Genomic DNA, 17,948 nt, shown 5'->3' on the forward strand with positions numbered 1-17,948 from the left:
TGCAGCCAACGCACATGCAACTTGAAGTATGAAGGGTATTACTTCTTACGCGCGTATTTCAGTGAATCCAGTGCCACCGCGAAGATAATAATCGCACCCTTAATAATGTACTGCCAGTAAGGGTTCACGCCGATATACGTCAGGCCGTAGTTGATTACGGTGAAGATGATAACACCGGTCACCACACCCACTACCGTACCCACACCGCCGCTGAATGACACGCCGCCAACTACGCACGCTGCAATCGCATCCAGTTCGTACATGAAGCCAAGGTTGTTGGTTGCAGAACCGATACGTCCTGCTTCCAACATCCCGCCGAAGGCGTAGAACACACCAGACAGCGCATAAATCATGATCAAGTTCAGTGCGACGTTAACACCAGAAACTTTAGCCGCTTCAGGGTTACCACCGATGGCAAAGATGTTCTTACCAAAGCGCGTTTTGTTCCACAGGACCCAAACAAAGCCAATCGCAATCAACGCGTAGAACGTAATGTACGAAAGCTTAAAGTTACCCATCTTGATAAAGCCCTGGGTAAAGGTCGAGAACCCGCTATCGAACCCCGCAATTGGCGATGCGCCAACAAAGTCGTAGTACAGGGAGTTGATACCGTAAACGATGATCATCGTACCCAATGTGGTGATAAACGGCGTCACGTTCAGGTATGCGATGATAATGCCGTTAACCAGACCAATGATTGCGCCGATAGCACACACGATCAGGATAACCAACGGAATTGGCATGGTTTGCATGTCAGGGAAAACTTTGTTCACGTTTTCCATCGACTGCAAGAAGGTCGCAGAAACAACCGCGGCCAGGCCAACCTGACGACCTGCTGAAAGGTCAGTACCCTGAGTCACAATCAGCCCTGCCACACCCAGTGCAATAATGATACGCACCGAAGATTGAGTCAGGATGTTACTTAAGTTCATTAAGCTTAAAAACGTTGGATCCTGGAAAATAATAATCGCCAGTAGCACCAGCAATACGACATAAATGCCGCCTTCTTTCAGATAAGTTAGAAAACTTTTCTTATTTAACGCACTCATTTTAATAGCCCCTAAATTATCAAAGGTGCACAGACGCAAGACGTAATATTTCGTTCTGCGTGGTTGTTTTAGTGTCTACAATTCCGGCAACGAGACCATTACTCATTACCAGGATACGATCTGTAATCCCTAACAACTCTGGCATTTCGGACGAAATAATAATGATTCCTTTCCCTTTTTTGGCCAGTTCAGCAATGAGCTGATAAATTTCAAATTTAGCCCCAACATCAATCCCACGAGTTGGCTCATCTAACATTAAAATTTCTGGCTGGGTTAATAACCAACGGCCGATAATCACTTTCTGTTGGTTACCACCTGACAGTGAACCAATTGCAGTGCGGTGACCGGGTGTTTTGACACGCATTGAGTCGATTACCCATTGGGTATCGCTTTTCATGCGCGAATTATCCAGCAAGCCAACTTTGTTTTTATAATTGCGAATATTAGAAATCAGCGAGTTAAAGCCAATATCGAGGTACGCGTAAATACCGGTGGAACGACGTTCTTCAGTAACTAACGCAAAACCGTGGTTAATAGCTTCATTCGCGGTATGGTTATTAATTTTTTTGCCGTGCAGCGTAATAGTACCGTCTGACTTTTCGCGGATACCAAAAAGTGTTTCAACAATATCAGTACGTTTTGCACCGACCAGACCGGCAATTCCGAGAATTTCCCCTTTATGCAAATCAAAGGAAACATCGCGAATCGATGGCTGACGCAAAGAGGTGAGATTACGAACTTCCATAATCACTTCACCCGGCACGTTTTCTTTTGTCGGGAAGCGCTGGTTCAACGAGCGGCCAACCATCATGGAGATGATCTTATCCATATCCAGCCCTTCTAATGGCTGGGTGGCAATCCACTGTCCGTCACGTAAAATAGTAATTTCATCACACAGTTGGAAGATTTCTTCCATTTTGTGAGAGATATAAACGATACCGCAGCCACGTTCTTTTAATTTACGAATGATTTTGAAAAGGTGGTTAACTTCCTTTTCTGTCAGCGAGGATGTTGGTTCATCCATGATGACAATTTTGGCATTGTAAGAAAACGCTTTAGCAATCTCGATCATCTGCATTTGCGAAACTGACAGCGTGCCAACGCGGGCGCGCGGATCAATATCAATATCCAGTTCATCGAAAATATGTTTGGTATCGCGGTACATTTTGTCCTGGTCGACAAAGACACCTTTGGTAGGGTAACGACCCAACCACATGTTATCCATTACGGTACGTTGTAAAACCAGGTTTAATTCCTGGTGCACCATAGAAATACCGTTTTCCAGCGCTTCTTTGGTGCTGGAGAAGTTAACTTCATTTCCCTGAAAAAGGATGCTGCCGGAATCTTTGCTGTAGATCCCAAATAGACATTTTAATAATGTTGATTTACCTGCACCGTTCTCTCCCATTAATGCGTGAATGGAGTGAGGACGGACTTTTAAATTAACATTATCCAGTGCCTTAACGCCGGGGAATGATTTATTAATGTTGGTCATTTCCAACAAATATTCCGACGACGAATTTATAGTATTGTCGACCATAGTTATACCTATGTCACTGAGTATCAGGCCCAAATCCGGGCGCATAACGCGCCCGGTGTAAACCAACTACATTACTTATTTACCAGTAAATTCAGCCAGGTTGCTCTGATCAACACCGACATAAGGGATGCGAACGATTTTGTTATCGATCTTCCACTTAGTGCCTTCAGCGGCAGGCTTACCATCGGCCAGGTTTTTAGCCAGATCGAAGGTTGCTTTAGCCTGGTTGTTAGCATCGTTCAGAACGGTACCGGCCATTGCGCCAGATTTAACCAGCGCCAGAGCTTCTGGCAGGGCATCTACGCCAAATACTGGGATAGAAGATTTGTTGTGCGCTTTCAGCGCTTCAACTGCACCCATTGCCATCGCATCGTTGTTGGCGATGACCACTTCGATTTTGTTCGCGTTCGGGCCAGACAGCCATGCGTCCATCTTATCTTTTGCCTGAGCGGTGTCCCACATTGCGGTGTCTAACTGCAGCTGTTGGGTTTTCAGGCCTTTGGTATTCAGCTCTTTAATAACATAGGTCGTACGTGCTTCAGCATCCGGGTGGCCTGGTTCGCCTTTCAGCAGAACGAATTGAATCTGACCATCTTTGTTCAGATCCCATGCTGGGTTAGCCGCCCAATGTTTAGCAATCAGGTCACCCTGAATGATGCCTGATTCTTTAGAATCAGTACCTACGTAGTAAGCTTTGTCGTAGCTATCCAGCGCTTTACGAGAAGGTTCTTTGTTGTAGAACACGATTGGAATGTTCTGGCCGCGTGCTTTTTCGATAACCGTACCCGCTGCAGCTGGGTCAACCAGGTTGATTGCCAGCGCTTTAACGCCTTTTGCCAACAGCACGTCAATCTGATCGTTCTGCTTGGACTGGTCGTTCTGGGAGTCGTTCATCAGCAGTTCTACGTTCGGTGAAGCTTTTGCGTCTTTCTCAATCGCTTTGCGAACTACTGACATGAAGTTATCGTCGTATTTGTAAATGGTCACACCAATACGGGTATCAGCTGCATGAGCGGCTGCACCAAACAACATGCAAGACATAACGGCGGACAGGGTCAAAACCTTCTTATTCATGGTATCTCCGGTTTTTTGCAGGGTAGTTCAAGGGGTATTCAGGCAGGCAGCGCTGTTATAAAAACGTTACTGAATGCCGAAAATTTTCTATATTAAAAAAACTCTTCCGTGTTCGGTAACGATCCATAACTGCTTTTATTGATAGTTTTTGCTGAACACCTATAGATAAACCGATTAATCACCGTTACATATAGTTTCAGCTGATAAAACGCTGACATCATAGTCATCGTAATGTTAATTAACTGTGAATTTACTCACAAATTGAAACCGGTTACATCAAAGACTTTGTTCAGAGAGTGATCGGTGCCGCAATTTGCCGTGGAGCCACTGAATGGCGACGGACTAAAGTCGGCATAAAACAGTGTGTTGCACCATTATCGAGCGTTCCTGCTGCGCCCTGTAACGCCAGTTCGGTCGCCAGTCGAGCCATTGAAACAATGGGGTAACGCACCGTGGTGAGTTGCGGATCGGTGTAACGCGCGATAGGAATGTCATCAAAACCAATCACTGAAACATGATGCGGCACGATAATTCCGTTGTCTTTCAAGGCGGTCAATGCGCCAGCAGCCATGCTGTCGTTGTAAGCAAACACCGCACTGAGTTGCAGGTTACGGCCCAGTAATTCCACCATTGCCGCTTCACCACCCTGCATATCCGGCGAGCCCACGCCCACCCAGCTTTCTGGCGGCGTAATCCCCTGCTCCGTCATGCCGCGCATCCACCCTTCCCGGCGCTGTGCGTTATCTTCAATCGCGTGGCTGGACGCCAGATAACCAATGCGTTGATGACCTTGATTAAACAGCATTCGTGTTGCCATCAACGCACCGCTGACATTATCGAGCCCCACGCATCTGTGCTCGTAGCCCGGAACAATGCGGTTAACCAATACCATGCCTGGAATGTGATCGAGGAACTCACCTAACTCTTGATCGCTAAGTGCTTTAGCATGAACAATCAATGCGTTACAGCGTTGACGAATCAACACCTCAATGGCATGACGCTCTTTTTCTTCCTGGTGATAACTGTTGCCGATGAGCACATATTTGTTGTGTTGCTGCGCCACAACATCCACCGCTTTAACCAGTGCGCCAAAGAACGGGTCAGACACATCCATAACCACGACGCCGATGGTGTCGCTGACCTGCGTTGCTAACGCCTGGGCGTTGGCGTTTGGCCGATATCCCAGTTGCGACACCGCCTGCATGACATTTTCACGGGTGTCTGCACTGACGAGCGCGCTGTTATTAAGTACACGGGAAACGGTCGCCACTGAGACACCGGCGATGCGGGCAACGTCACGAATGGTGATCATTTTTTTCACCAGTCGAAAGAGGAGTTAGTCTCATGAATACACCCTGTATTTGGCTAGGTGAGTATTCTGGCAGCGACTCAGGAATGACTACGTGAGGATGATCACATCAATGAAAACGGTTACATACAATTCGTTAACGTTTGTGATGTATATCATTATCTTGCTGGATGCTTCAGGGAGACCCCGGCAGCGCGGGCGGTTAGCTGTCGCCACAGCCACTCAACCGGCCCCTGACGGAAGTAACGCAACCACAGAAGAGAGAACAGAATATTCATCGCCCAGACGAACGGTACAAACGCCAACAGGGAGAGGCGGTCAAACTTCATGTACCCATTCATATGGAAGAAGAAAGTGGTGCATATCAGTGTTTGCAGCAGGTAATTCGACAGTGCCATGCGCCCAACATGTGCCACCGCGTTGACGACGCGCAAGCGCGAAAGCTGCGGCCAATAACCAAATGCCAGCGCGGCATAACCGATTGTTTGAAACGGCGCACTCAATTCACGCGGTGCCTGCAACAAGAAAGCGCACCAGCGATACGTCCAGCCGAGGTGCCACTGGGCGTAAATAGCCGGAATGTTGATTAACATACCGACGATGATGAGCCACAAACCAGTGCGGCGGTAATGATGCAAACTGAACGTCCCGCGCAACCAGCCGCTACGCATTAATGACGCACCCAGCAGCATCATCCCGGCCAGTTGCCAGCCATATTGTGCGCCTAGCGCCACCAAATTCGAGGAGAGCAAGTCAATGCGATTACTGATGGCTTCGCTGCCACCATTGAGTTTCCACCATTGCTCATACTGCAAGTTAGCCGCATCAGGAACCCACGAACGGTTTGGCGCGTCCCCGGAGATAAAGCCCAGCAACAGCAGCACACCAATGCCGGTGAGATACAACAAAACGCCAGTGTTAAACAGCGAACGAATGCCCGGTGCGTCACGAATCAAGCGCCAACACACCAGTCCTACCAGCCCGTAGGCCAGCAATATATCGCCTTCCCACAAGAAGATAGCGTGTATGAAACCGAGCAGGACTAATAGCGTCAGACGTGACTGGATCCAGCGTTTGCCACGATATAACAACATCTGTAGGCCGGCGCCAAATAATAGAGCGAATAAGGTGAGGAATTTAACCTGAGCGAAGAGATCCAGAATGGCCCATGTCCAGGCGTCGCTGTCGGTAATCGTACCGGACCATGCGGGATTAAGATACGCCGCCTTCGGTAAACCGAAGGCCACGATATTAAGCAGCAGAATGCCGAGAATAGCGACGCCACGGACAAAATCCAGCGTAACGTTTCTCTCCATACACCCTGCCTAATTAATGTTAGTTATGACGCACAGCGCGCAGAAATTCCTGACGTGTATTCTGGCTGGATTTGAACAATCCGCCTAACGATGTGGTGGTTGTCGCACTGGTTGCATCCTGCACGCCACGGGCTTTCACACAATAATGGACCGCATCAATAGATACCGCCACATTGTTGGTGCCAAGCAATGTTTGCAGAGCAATCAGGATTTGCTGAGTTAAGCGCTCCTGAACCTGCGGACGCTGTGCAAAGAATTGCACAATGCGGTTAATTTTCGACAGACCAATCACGGTGTCTTTCGGAAGGTAAGAAACCGTCGCCTTACCGTCGATAGTCACGAAATGGTGTTCGCAGGTACTGGTGAGCGTAATGTTACGCACAGTGACCATTTCATCGACCTTCATCTTATTTTCGATGACGGTGATTTTCGGGAAATTGGCATAATCGAGGCCAGAGAAAATCTCATCGACATACATTTTGGCAATGCGATGCGGTGTTTCCATCAAGCTGTCGTCGCTTAAATCAAGATTCAGCAACTGCATGATTTCCGTCATATGCTCGGCAATCTGACGTTTGCGGGTTTCGTTATCCAGTTCACGCAATTGCGGACGCAGCGGGGTTTCCAGGCCGCGTGCAACTAATGCTTCGTGAACCAATGCGGCTTCTGGACTTAATGATGGCATACTATTTTCTCCTGCAGGTGTGGCTGACCTCGGCCCTACGTGGGGCAAAGTGTACGCTCATTGTGCGTGAGCGCGGTCGCATAATCCAGTAGTGCGAACGATAATTATTGAAATCGTCGAAAGCTTAATTATTTACGCCAAACCAAACCGCCGCCGATCAATAATGCAAATCCGGCGATGTATAATGCGGGCTCGAGTTGACCGGTTAGCGACGTGGATATCGCCGATAACATCGGCCCGACTAATTGCCCCATCGCGTATCCGGTGGTCAATAATCCCGCCATGTAACGAGTATGCTGCGGAGCCAGTTCACGGCCATATTGTAACGACAGTTGCACTGCACATAAGAACCCGCCCCCAACCAGCAACGACCCCAGAACCAGCCCTGTCATACCCGGGATCATTTCTGAGGCAAACACGCCGAGCGCCTGTAACCAGAGCACCAACGCCAGCCGCTGATTGCTTTGCAGCCAGCGACGTGCGGCAATTCCAAGTAAAATGCCACACACCGCCGCCCCACCAAATATTGGCCAGACGAATTGTGCAAATGCGCTACCGGGAAAACGGACGCTGGCCATCTGCGATAAAAACGTTGCGGGCAGAATATACCCAAATCCGGCCAGGCTGTAGCTCCAGACCAGGCGTTTGAGCGGCACCGTTAAGACTAACGGCTCAGGTGCCGTTTCTGGTCGATGCAACTCCCCTTTTCGCGGCAAGTTGCGGGCAATCAACACAATGAAAAACAGCGCCAGAAAACCGTAGACCAGCCAGGCAAGGCTTGCGGATAAACCGTAACTGTGAATCGCAACCGCCAACAAACCACTGATAAATATTCCGGCACCCGGGCCTGCAAAGACCGCAGCGCTTAATCCGGGTTTGCCTAAATGAGCCAGTTGCTCGTTGCTCCAGGCGGCAATTAATACCATCGCCCAGCCGCTTGCTGCGCCAATCAGAAAACGAATCAGTGCGTGCCACAATGCCGCATCCACGGTGGCAGACAGTAGCGTCAATATCACCGCGCCCCAAACACCGAGCATTAAACGTAACTCGACACGCCGATGCGCACGCATGGCATCCCACGCCCCCACCAGATAACCGAGGTAGTTAATTGCCGCGACCAAACCCGCACTGGTTAGGGTCAGTTGCCCCTCCGCAATCATCAGCGGGACTTGTGGCGTAAACGCAAAACGGCCAATGCCCATTGCGACGACCAACACCAGAAATCCCGTCAATGCGATACGTGCCGCCACGCAACCCCCAATTGTTACGATTTCGTTGCCAGCATGATGCCGCATGGCTAGACTGAGGAGAAGTGAAACTTGTTCATTGATATTGAGTATTTACCCAAAATAATTCGAGTTGCGGGAAGGCGGCAAGTGAACGAATCCCCGGGAGCTTACTAAAGTAAGTGACTGGGGTGACTGAACGCAGCCAACGCGCATGCAGCTTGAAGTATGAAGGGTATAAATAAGGAACCTCTGGATGGAACTTCTAGAAGAACACCGCTGTTTCGAAGGCTGGCAGCAGCGCTGGCGCCATGATTCCACAGTGCTGAAATGCCCGATGACGTTCAGTATTTTTCTGCCAACGCCACGCACCACTCCTCCACCGGTTCTGTACTGGCTCTCCGGTTTAACCTGTAACGATGAAAACTTCACCACCAAAGCGGGCGCACAGCGTGTTGCTTCAGAACTGGGTATTGTGCTGGTCATGCCGGATACCAGTCCACGCGGTAAGAACGTGCCAAATAATGAAAGTTACGATCTCGGCCAGGGTGCAGGTTTTTACCTGAATGCGACCGAGCAGCCCTGGGCTGACCATTTCCGCATGTACGACTATGTTAACGATGAACTGCCTGCGTTGATTGCCGATAATTTTAGCATCAGCAAGAAAGCCTCTATTTTCGGCCATTCGATGGGGGGGCATGGCGCATTGAGCATCGCGTTAAAAAACCCAGGACGTTATTGTTCCGTGTCTGCCTTTGCACCTATTGTGAATCCAACCCGCGTGCCGTGGGGGCAAAAGGCTTTTGCCGCTTATTTAGGTGAGAACGAAGAGAAATGGCGCGAGTGGGATAGCTGCTGTTTACTGATGCAGGCCGATAGCGCACAGGCGATTCCCGTGCTGATTGATCAAGGCGATGCCGATCAATTCCTCGCGGATCAACTGCAACCTGCGCAATTTGCTGAAGTTGCGCGCCAGAAAAACTGGCCGTTAACGTTGCGCGTGCAGCCTGGTTACGATCACAGTTATTACTTCATATCTTCATTTGTTGAAGATCATTTGCGATTCCATGCGGAGCATTTGGCTTAGCTGATTTTGCCCTCACCCTAGCCCTCTCCCAAGGGGAGAGGGGATAGCCCGGTGTTCTCCCTCTCCCCTTGGGAGAGGGTCGGGGTGAGGGGAAAAACTAGAACGAGTAATCCACCGCCATAAAGTAACGACGGCCATCTTCGTTATAACTGTAATCATCACGACTCAAATCTTTGTCGCCCAGATTCAGCACACCAGCACGTAATTTGACACTTTTCGTCGCCTTCCACGCAGCACCGGTATTCCACACCACATAACCGCCAGGCGTTGCTGCACCGTCGGTTGTTGCACGCTGCTCGCCGGTATAGTTCGCGGAAACATAGAATGACCAGTCATCCAGTGGAGCCCAATCCACTGTACCGTTTGCAGTATGGAATGGCAGCGAAGCCAGAGGCTTATTGCCACCGCCACTCAAATCACGACCATCGTTATAGGTGTAGTTCAGCGTCAATTTCCATTGATCGTTGAACGGAACTTTCACCTCGGTTTCGACACCGCGTACGCGTGCTTTGTTGACGTTGTAGTATTTGAAGATCGGGCGTCCTGCGCTATCAAAACCAACGAAGTTAGGATAAGACGGTGCCTGAGTACGACTTGATGTCCGGTTAATATCGATCATATCGTCGAGATTATTCTGGAAGGTCGTGATACTGCCTGACACCCCATCCAGCAAGCCTTCATCACCTGCGTAATACAAACCCAGCTCGAAGCTTTCACTGGTTTCCGGTTTTAGATCGGGGCTACCGACAATCTTACAAGAGCCACGGCAAGAGTTGCTGGTCCAGTCCGGGCTAAGTTGCAGCAACGATGGCGCTTTAAATGCCGTTGCCCAACCGCCTTTCATGGTGATGGTATCGGTCGCGCTGTACACCAGATAGGCACGTGGGCTCCAGTGATCGCCATAAGTCTCGTGGTCATCCATACGCACGCCGGTGGTCAACGCGAGCGGTTCGAAAATCCGCCATTCATCTTCCAGGAACAGGGCGTACTGGCTGGCCGATGTTTCGGTGCTATTGCTGCCGGTGAGGTTAACTGGGTCAGTTAACTTATCGTGACGCCATTCACCGCCAAAGGTCAGCAACTGGTTAATGTCGCCTAAAGGCAGAACCAGTTTGCCGTCGAGGCTGTTGTTGCGCGAGGTGATCGGTGAACTGTTTCCTGGATTAAGGTTATCAATCTTGTCGCCATAGAAACGCAGTTCGGTATTGCCGTAACCCCAACGCCCATTATGGGAAATCGAGTAATCCTGGCGCTCCATGCGGTTTTTGTTCAGGGAATCTGAATCCCTGTCCTGGCGGTCAAATCCATAACCAAAGCTCATGTCCTGGTTTTCAGTCGGCGTCAGGGCAAATTCAGCACTGCCGCTGCGCGTAGTGAAACCTTCAATACGCGGCGTCTCGCCCGTAGCACTGGTGCTGGACGGCTCTTGCTTATCTTTCTCGCGCTTACCAAGGTTGCCGTAAACTTTGACCCCAAGGAGATCATCAATGATTGGGCCGCTGGCAAAGAAGTTGCTGTTATAAGAATCACCGCGATCGCGGTCTTCCTGAATAGTGGTATCCGCCGTCACGGTGCCGTGCCAGGCCTTACCGACTTTGCGCGTAATGATGTTTACCACGCCGCCTAATGCATCTGAACCGTATAACGATGACATCGGCCCACGCACCACTTCGATACGTTCAATCGCATCAACCGGGATCCAGTTAAGGTCAAAATCATTGTGACGGAATACGGCGTTACGCGAGTTCACACGCTTGCCATCAACCAAAATCAGCGTGTAGCTACTGTCCAGACCACGAATACTGACGCCCTGACGGTTATCCCCTTCATTGGTCAGTTGCACACCCGGGACTTCCTGCAAGACATCTTTCAGGTTCTGGATAGGCTTTTTCTTCAGATCTTCTTGAGTAATCACGCTAATACTGGCTGGGGCATCTTTGAGGTTTTGCTCGGTAGCAGACGCAGTAACCACCATAGTGTCTTCACGTTCTTCGGCAATGACCGGAAACGCAACTGTGATTATTGACGCGCAAAGTCCTCCCCGGACGATGGGATTCAACCTTAACATTCCTTTCTCCATGAGGTGAATAGCAAACTTTAACAATGGACTACGCTCACATTCCTTGATGCGTCTCAGGCTACTTTGGCCACAGACGGCAGGCTTAACTCATCGACATCCAGCCGAGGAAAAGCGTGGCGACACCATAAATTAAACGAGAATGGTTATCAATCAAATTGTTAAATTTTGTAATGTATCGCGTGGAGTTGTAACCGGGGAATTTTGCTGAGGTTTGATGTTGCAAGAATCAGCCCTCATCCATTTTTCACCTGGTTTGGATGAGGGCTTGTGATTGTTACTGACCGTAATAGGCGCTTTTACCGTGTTTGCGTAAATAGTGTTTATCGAGCAATTGCGGCTGCATATCACCCAATTGTGGGGTTAATTGCGTGGAAAACAGCCCCATGTAGGCGCACTCTTCCAGAACCACCGCGTTATGCACCGCATCTGCAGCGTCTTTCCCCCAGGCAAACGGGCCGTGGGCATTGACCAGCACCGCTGGAACTTGCAACGGGTCGATATCCCGCTCAATAAACGTCTGAATAATCACTTCGCCTGTCTGATGCTCATATTCTCCGGCAATTTCTTCCTGCGTCATCAAGCGCGTACAGGGGATCGTGCCATAGAAATAGTCCGCATGTGTGGTGCCCCAGGCCGGTAAATCACGCCCGGCCTGAGCCCAAATAGTGGCATGACGTGAATGGGTGTGAACAATGCCGCCGATGCCCGGGAAACGGCGGTATAGCGCGAGATGCGTTGCGGTATCCGATGACGGTTTTTTGCAGCCTTCCACCACCGCACCGCTTTGCAAATCCACCACGACCATATCCTCGGCGCGCATTCCGTCGTATTCCACGCCCGATGGCTTAATCACCACCAAACCCTGTTCGCGGTCGATAGCGCTGACATTCCCCCAGGTAAACGTCACCAAATGATGGGCAGGCAGGGCAAGATTAGCCTCCAACACCTGCTGCTTTAATTGCTCTAACATACGAATCCCCCTTCCTGCATGCGCTCTTCAATCCAGCGCCGCGCCTGAATGATCTCCAGCACGGGCTCTTTCGCTTTCTCCGTCCACATTTCCACCAGAAATGCCCCACGATAATTGAGCTGCTTTAATGTGCGGAACACGCCAACGAAATCGACGCAACCCTCGCCAAAGGGCACATCGCGAAATTGCCCTGCGCTGGTTGCTGTGACTAACTGAGTATCTTTGAGATGAATGGCCGCGATACGGTCAATGCCAAGAGTAAGCTCTGCCGACACGTCATTGCCCCAGGCGCTGAGATTGCCGACATCGGGATAAACGCTGAACCAAGGCGACGAAAGCAGGTTGTCCCACTTTTTCCATTTGGTTATCGAATTCATAAATTCGGTATCCATAATTTCGACCGCCAGCATCACTTGCGCACCTGCCGCCTGTTCTACCGCCCACGCCAGCCCTTCAGCAAAACGTTGCTGTGTACCCTCGTCACGCTCTTCGTAATAGACGTCGTAACCTGCGAGCTGAATGGTGCGGATCCCTAAATCACGGGCCAGCTTAATTGCTTTGCTCATCACCTCGCGGGCTCGCTCGCGCACAGTTTCATCGTGGCTGCCAAACGGGAAGCGACGGTGTGCTGAAAGGCACATCGACGGAATAGTGACGCCACTTTCCAGCATCGCTTCCACTAACGAAGCGCGTTGGGTGGTGCTCCACTCCAGACGTGCAAGGCGTTCGTCAGTTTCGTCGAGCGACATTTCGACAAAATCAAAACCACAGCTTTTTGCCAGCGCCAGACGTTCCGGCCAGGAGAGGTGTTTCGGCAGAGCTTTTTCGTAGATACCTAATGGATGGACTCTCATCGTTATGCCCCCCAGATGTCACGAATTTGCGTCTGGAAATCTTGTGCCACATGCTGCGGATTTGCAGCACCTGACAGTGCGCGTCCAGCGATAAACGCTTTCACTTTGATATCGCGGAACAGCGGTAGATCCTGCGGTGTGATGCCGCCGGTAATCGAGAGTTCAAGCCCAATATCCGACAGAGTTTTCATGCGCGCTAAATCGGCTTCACCCCAGGTTTGCCCACTGGCTTGTGCATCACGCCCTCGGTGGTAAATTGCCTGGCGGATCCCGGCTTTATGCCAGGCGCGGGCGTCGTCAAAAGTCCAGTTGCCAAACAACTCAATCTGGATCTCCCCTCCCCGATCCATTGCTACCTGATGTGCTTTTTCAACCGTAGCCAGCGGCGCGGCACAGATGACCGTCATCCAGTTGGCACCCGCATCAAACGCTTGTTTGGCCAGCGTTTCTCCCGCATCAGCCACTTTCCAGTCGGCGACGATAATTTTATGTGGGCAGAGTTTTCGTAGCTGGCGCACCGCTTCCAGGCCTTCGGTCAAACACAAGAGCGTTCCCGCTTCGATAATATCGACGCTATCGCGCAACAACAGGGCGTCGCTCAATGCGGGTGGGAGCTCGGTGTAGTCAAGAGCAAGCTGTAACAAAGGACGGCTCATAATGTGGATTCCTTGAGGGGTTTAAGCGATGCGCAGCGAGCGTGGTAGCTCTGCAACGATTCAACAAGTAATTGGTATTTTTGGTATTTTTCCTGGTAAGCCAGCCAGGCTGCAGGATCGGGTTGGATAACGCGCGTAGCGTGAGTGAGTTGCTGCTGCGCCTGCGCAAAACTGGCGAACTCCCCCGTACCGACCAACGCGGCCAGTGCCGCCCCCAGACAACCGGTTTCTTCAACCTGCGGCAGCTCTACGGGCAGGCCGCTGACATCCGCCAGCATTTGCATCCAGACGTCAGAATGTGCCGGGCCGCCGGTCACGCGCAGCGTTTTGGCAGTCTGAAAACGTTCACGCATCCGGTTGAGGTGCGTCATATGGCTGAACACCACGCCTTCATACACCGCCTGAAGCAAATGCCCGCGATGGTGCGCGGACTGCAAACCATAAAAACCGCTGGTCATCTCGAGCCCTGCGTTGCTGCCATACAAAAAGGGAAGAAACATCACGGCGCTACCCGCTTTGGGGAGAGCTGCAACCGCACTGTTGATTTCGTCAAAACTCAGACTTCCACACTGCGCGGTCAGCCATTCGAGGTTGGCTGACGATGTTGGGCTGGCTTCGTGAACAATAAACTGGCCGGGGGAGACAAAACGCCCATAAACATGAGGATGGGATTCTTGCTGGCTTATGCCATTGGCAATACCGCTGGTGACCGCCCAGGTTCCCATTACTGCGTTAAGTGCGGTTTCATCATGCAGACCGGCACAAAGTGCGGTAGAAACCACATCGAACAAGCCGCCAACAACGGGAGTCCCCGCCGCCAGACCGGTTAAGGCGGCAACATCCGATGTGATTTCCCCGCAAAGTTGACTCGACCCCACCACTGGCGGTAGCGCCGGAAAAACTTCATCAATATCCAACCATGACAGGAGCTGCGGGTCATATTCTCCCGTGTTCATGTTGTAGAAATTGGACTCGGAAATATTGCTCTCTTCACATCCCTTCACGCCCGTCAGGCACCAGCGCAGATAGTCATGGGCCATCATCACGGTGCCAATTTGTTGATAACGCTCCGGTTGATGCTGTTTTATCCAGCGCAGCAACGAAACGGGATGCCCTGTCCACAGCGTCTGACGTGTGTGTGGGTAAAGCTGTTCAGGAATACGATCCCGCTGCCAGTCGCTGACGATATTCAGCGCCCGACGATCGGAGGAAAGCATCGCATACCCTAACGGACGATCATTTTTATCAAGCAAAAACAGCCCCTTACCCTGAGCCGAAATGCCAATACCTTTGATCTGTTCGCCACCGATCCCACAGCGCTTGAGCAATGTGGCAATCGTGTCGGCACAACATTGCCACAGCGCGTGCATATCGCGTTCTGCCCAGCCGGGTTGCTCGCAGAGAGTCGCTAAAGCCTGACGATGGATGGCATATTCCCGGCCCTGCTGGTCGTACAACCCTGCTTTGAGATAGGTTCCTCCGCAGTCGATGCCCAGCCAGAATAGTTGTTTCATTGTTTTTCTCTTTTCAGTACAAACCTGCTGGTGGATGACGCTAACGCTTATTCCCTGACAAGAACGACCCCATTCCCGGTCAGATAAGCGAAGCGTCATCAGATAAAAACTCAGTGTGCGGTGCGGGTTAGCGGTGCATCAGGTTCAGCCAGGTTAATGCTGTTCGGAGCATCACATTTCGCAGGCAACAACAGCGCCAGCAGCGAAGCTATCGCCAGTGAAATCGCCAGGCAGTAAACACCCGCATCTTTGCTGTAGAAGGTAATCAATACACCAACGGCATAAGGCCCACAGAACCCACCGAGATTACCCAGCGCGTTGATTACGCCTCGCGCACCACCGGCCATTTCTGCGCTAAACAGACGAGCCGGGATCGTCCAGAACACCCCAGCAGCAGACTGTAAGAACACACCGCAGCCGACCAGCGCCGCATAGGAGAGCCAAATGTGTTCTTTGAGCACAACAGACATGAACATGCACAGTGCGAAGCCCATCAGCGGCAGCGCGACAAACAGTTTGCGTTTACCGGTACGGTCAGAAAGTGAGGAGAACAGGAACATGCCGCCCATCGCTCCGACATACGGCAGAATGGCTAACATCCCCACCTGCCCCATGGTGCTATGGGTTAACTCTTTGAGAATGGTCGGCAACCACAGGGTGTAGCCGTAAATCCCGGTCTGATAGAAGAAATTGAGTGCGATGAGTTGCCACATGGTTCTGTCTGAAAGCACGGTACGTAACGAAGCATTTTTGACGGCGGTCGTGGCGAGTTGTTTTTGCTCAGCACTGAGCGTGGCAATCAGCCATTTTTTCTCTCTTTCATCTATCCAGCGTGCCTCTTGTGGGCGGTCACAGACCGTCAACGACCACAGCACTAATACGACAGCTGAAAGCAAACCTTCGATAATGAACAGCCAGCGCCAGTCCATTGCCGAGATAATCCAGCCGGAAAGCGGTGCAGTGATAATCCCGGCGATCGGCACAAACATGATAACAATGGCATTAGCACGCCCACGTTCAGCGTCCGGGAACCAGTTGCTGATCATTGTCAGCACCACAGGCAACATCCCCCCTTCAGCAACACCTAACGCGAAGCGTAAAAACAACAACTGGTACTGGTTTGTAATTAATCCTGTAAGAATCGAAATAATGACCCAGGCCACCAGCGACCAGCCAATAAATTTTTTGCCGCTACCGTGAACGGCAATTTTCCCGCCGGGCACCTGCAAAAATAAATAACCGATGAAAAAGATACCGCCAGCAAGCCCCGCCATAGTGGCAGAAATACCTAAATCACTGTCCATTCCTCCCGGCATAGCAAAGGCAATATTCACCCTGTCCATGTAAGAAATAATACAAGTGATTAAGATTGGCGGAATAATCCTTAGCCAACGCTGGCGCGGGATGTCATTTTTTTGGGTAACAGAGTGAGTATTCATAATTTATTCTCGATTAAAATAAACAGAACCTGGCACGCCTTTCCATATAGGAAAAGAATGTTTTTTACATCTGCGAATAATGACTTTTATTATTATGTTAACGTGCTATTTAATGCAGAACGCAATGCCGCGACACCATCTTTTAAAATAGCTACACGGTGTTCCACAGAAGCAATTGGATTTATTTCCAGTAGTTTAATGCCGATAAAACTCAACGATGCAGGCGAAATATCTTTCAGCATTTCTCTGGCACGTTCCACTGTTAATAGACTTTCAATGCAACCCGCTTCGCTGCCATTAAATGGGGCGAAAGGGGCATGCGAATCCTGCCATTCACCGTACTCACCACGAGGTGCAGTGCCTGAAAACATCAGTGCGGAAAGCTTCCCGGCTTGCTGGCACTGTTTTGCGTGTGCCAGTGGAAGTGTTGTGTTGCGGCCTTCAATGGCGGAGCGGGCCCAGTTGATGCACATTCCCACATTTCGGTCAGTGATTGCTTTGAGCTCTTCTTCCAGCGGGAGAAAACCCTTGCGTGCTGCTGGTTGTGTCATGGCATCGCAATGTTCAACAACCAATTCGCACGACCAGTCCCAACTTTGTAGTTCAGCAAGCGATCGAGCGAAACACTCAGCCATAGACGAAACATCGGTTTCCCCCGCCAGCGGCGCGGCCTGCAATTCCAGTGCGATCACCTTTTGTTTACCGAAGCGATCGTTAGTACGGTTAATTTTTTCCCATATATGGCGATAGTAATCCACACAACTTTTACGCTGTGCTTCATCGCTCGATGCCAGGCCAAATCCGCCATTTGCACCGCGTCGCCGCATCGTTTCCATAATGGCGGTAACGACGATTTGCCAGTCATCCGGCGTATGTTTAAACAGATATTCATCGCCATAAGGGTGTAAATTCTCAAGGCAAGGTTGCTCAAGACCGCGAATCCCTGGGACATCCGCTAATCTGCGCCAGAATAGCGTTTCTTGTTCTTCTCCTTGTTGATGAAACGAAGGTGCGCAAGGATACGCGCCAATAATAAAACCGGCGTTGTTCTCTTTCATTGTGTGTCCTTTATCCTTTTGATATACAGAGCAACTTCTATATGCAGCCAGGTGGCAATCAGATGAATGAGAGCAGCCAATACCCCTGCAT

General features: G+C 50.6%; 15 protein-coding genes. 1 reads left to right on the forward strand and 14 read right to left on the reverse strand.

Features of this window, described 5'->3' with window-relative positions:
- Positions 1–38: 38 nt before the first annotated feature.
- The 7 genes from mglC to BSPA111_RS04210 form a co-directional block, all read right to left on the reverse strand.
- Positions 39–1,049, reverse strand: coding sequence for a galactose/methyl galactoside ABC transporter permease MglC (mglC, locus tag BSPA111_RS04180; RefSeq protein ID WP_183269922.1), 1,011 nt, complete (start codon positions 1,047–1,049; stop codon positions 39–41).
- A 19-nt stretch (positions 1,050–1,068) separates the two neighbouring features.
- Positions 1,069–2,589 carry a galactose/methyl galactoside ABC transporter ATP-binding protein MglA gene (gene mglA, locus BSPA111_RS04185; protein ID WP_183269923.1) on the reverse strand — a complete coding sequence of 507 codons (1,521 nt, stop codon included), beginning with the start codon at positions 2,587–2,589 and terminating at the stop codon, positions 1,069–1,071.
- A 75-nt stretch (positions 2,590–2,664) separates the two neighbouring features.
- The gene (gene mglB / locus BSPA111_RS04190) at positions 2,665–3,663 is read right to left on the reverse strand and encodes a galactose/glucose ABC transporter substrate-binding protein MglB (RefSeq protein WP_183269924.1); all 999 of its coding nucleotides are present in this window, start codon (positions 3,661–3,663) and stop codon (positions 2,665–2,667) included.
- A 289-nt stretch (positions 3,664–3,952) separates the two neighbouring features.
- On the reverse strand, positions 3,953–4,975 hold the full coding sequence (gene galS / locus BSPA111_RS04195; RefSeq protein WP_183269925.1) for an HTH-type transcriptional regulator GalS: 1,023 nt from the start codon (positions 4,973–4,975) through the stop codon (positions 3,953–3,955).
- Between the two features lie 155 nt (positions 4,976–5,130).
- Positions 5,131–6,288, reverse strand: a complete 1,158-nt coding sequence (gene yeiB / locus BSPA111_RS04200; RefSeq protein WP_183269926.1) for a DUF418 domain-containing protein YeiB — start codon at positions 6,286–6,288, stop codon at positions 5,131–5,133.
- 19 nt (positions 6,289–6,307) lie between these two features.
- On the reverse strand, positions 6,308–6,973 hold the full coding sequence (gene folE, locus BSPA111_RS04205; RefSeq protein ID WP_064545000.1) for a GTP cyclohydrolase I FolE: 666 nt from the start codon (positions 6,971–6,973) through the stop codon (positions 6,308–6,310).
- A 128-nt stretch (positions 6,974–7,101) separates the two neighbouring features.
- A complete protein-coding gene (locus tag BSPA111_RS04210; RefSeq protein ID WP_183269927.1) occupies positions 7,102–8,223 on the reverse strand; it encodes a YbfB/YjiJ family MFS transporter in 1,122 nt (373 codons plus the stop codon).
- A gap of 232 nt (positions 8,224–8,455) precedes the next feature.
- Between BSPA111_RS04210 and fghA the strand changes: the two genes are divergently transcribed.
- On the forward strand, positions 8,456–9,286 hold the full coding sequence (gene fghA, locus BSPA111_RS04215) for an S-formylglutathione hydrolase (RefSeq protein ID WP_183269928.1): 831 nt from the start codon (positions 8,456–8,458) through the stop codon (positions 9,284–9,286).
- Between the two features lie 97 nt (positions 9,287–9,383).
- Here the strand turns inward: fghA and cirA are convergent, their stop codons facing one another.
- The 7 genes from cirA to BSPA111_RS04250 all read right to left on the reverse strand — a co-directional run bounded on the left by cirA (position 9,384) and on the right by BSPA111_RS04250 (position 17,857).
- Positions 9,384–11,354: a catecholate siderophore receptor CirA gene (cirA, locus tag BSPA111_RS04220; protein ID WP_183269929.1), complete on the reverse strand. Its 1,971-nt coding sequence runs from the start codon at positions 11,352–11,354 to the stop codon at positions 9,384–9,386.
- A 286-nt stretch (positions 11,355–11,640) separates the two neighbouring features.
- Positions 11,641–12,336, reverse strand: coding sequence for an L-ribulose-5-phosphate 4-epimerase (araD, locus tag BSPA111_RS04225; protein WP_183269930.1), 696 nt, complete (start codon positions 12,334–12,336; stop codon positions 11,641–11,643).
- A complete protein-coding gene (locus BSPA111_RS04230; protein ID WP_183269931.1) occupies positions 12,330–13,190 on the reverse strand; it encodes an L-ribulose-5-phosphate 3-epimerase in 861 nt (286 codons plus the stop codon). Before BSPA111_RS04230 ends, araD begins: the two co-directional genes overlap by 7 nt.
- A 2-nt stretch (positions 13,191–13,192) precedes the next feature.
- Positions 13,193–13,846, reverse strand: coding sequence for a 3-keto-L-gulonate-6-phosphate decarboxylase UlaD (gene ulaD, locus BSPA111_RS04235; protein ID WP_183269932.1), 654 nt, complete (start codon positions 13,844–13,846; stop codon positions 13,193–13,195).
- Complete coding sequence (locus BSPA111_RS04240; protein WP_183269933.1) at positions 13,843–15,360, reverse strand: FGGY-family carbohydrate kinase; 1,518 nt, start codon at positions 15,358–15,360, stop codon at positions 13,843–13,845. The genes ulaD and BSPA111_RS04240 overlap by 4 nt, the downstream gene beginning before the upstream one ends.
- A gap of 110 nt (positions 15,361–15,470) precedes the next feature.
- A complete protein-coding gene (locus tag BSPA111_RS04245; protein WP_183269934.1) occupies positions 15,471–16,799 on the reverse strand; it encodes an MFS transporter in 1,329 nt (442 codons plus the stop codon).
- A 92-nt stretch (positions 16,800–16,891) separates the two neighbouring features.
- Positions 16,892–17,857: a DUF4862 family protein gene (locus BSPA111_RS04250; protein WP_183269935.1), complete on the reverse strand. Its 966-nt coding sequence runs from the start codon at positions 17,855–17,857 to the stop codon at positions 16,892–16,894.
- Positions 17,858–17,948: the final 91 nt, after the last annotated feature.

The sequence above is a fragment of the Buttiauxella sp. A111 genome (assembly GCF_014189855.1).
In the GTDB taxonomy this organism is placed as follows: domain Bacteria; phylum Pseudomonadota; class Gammaproteobacteria; order Enterobacterales; family Enterobacteriaceae; genus Buttiauxella; species Buttiauxella selenatireducens.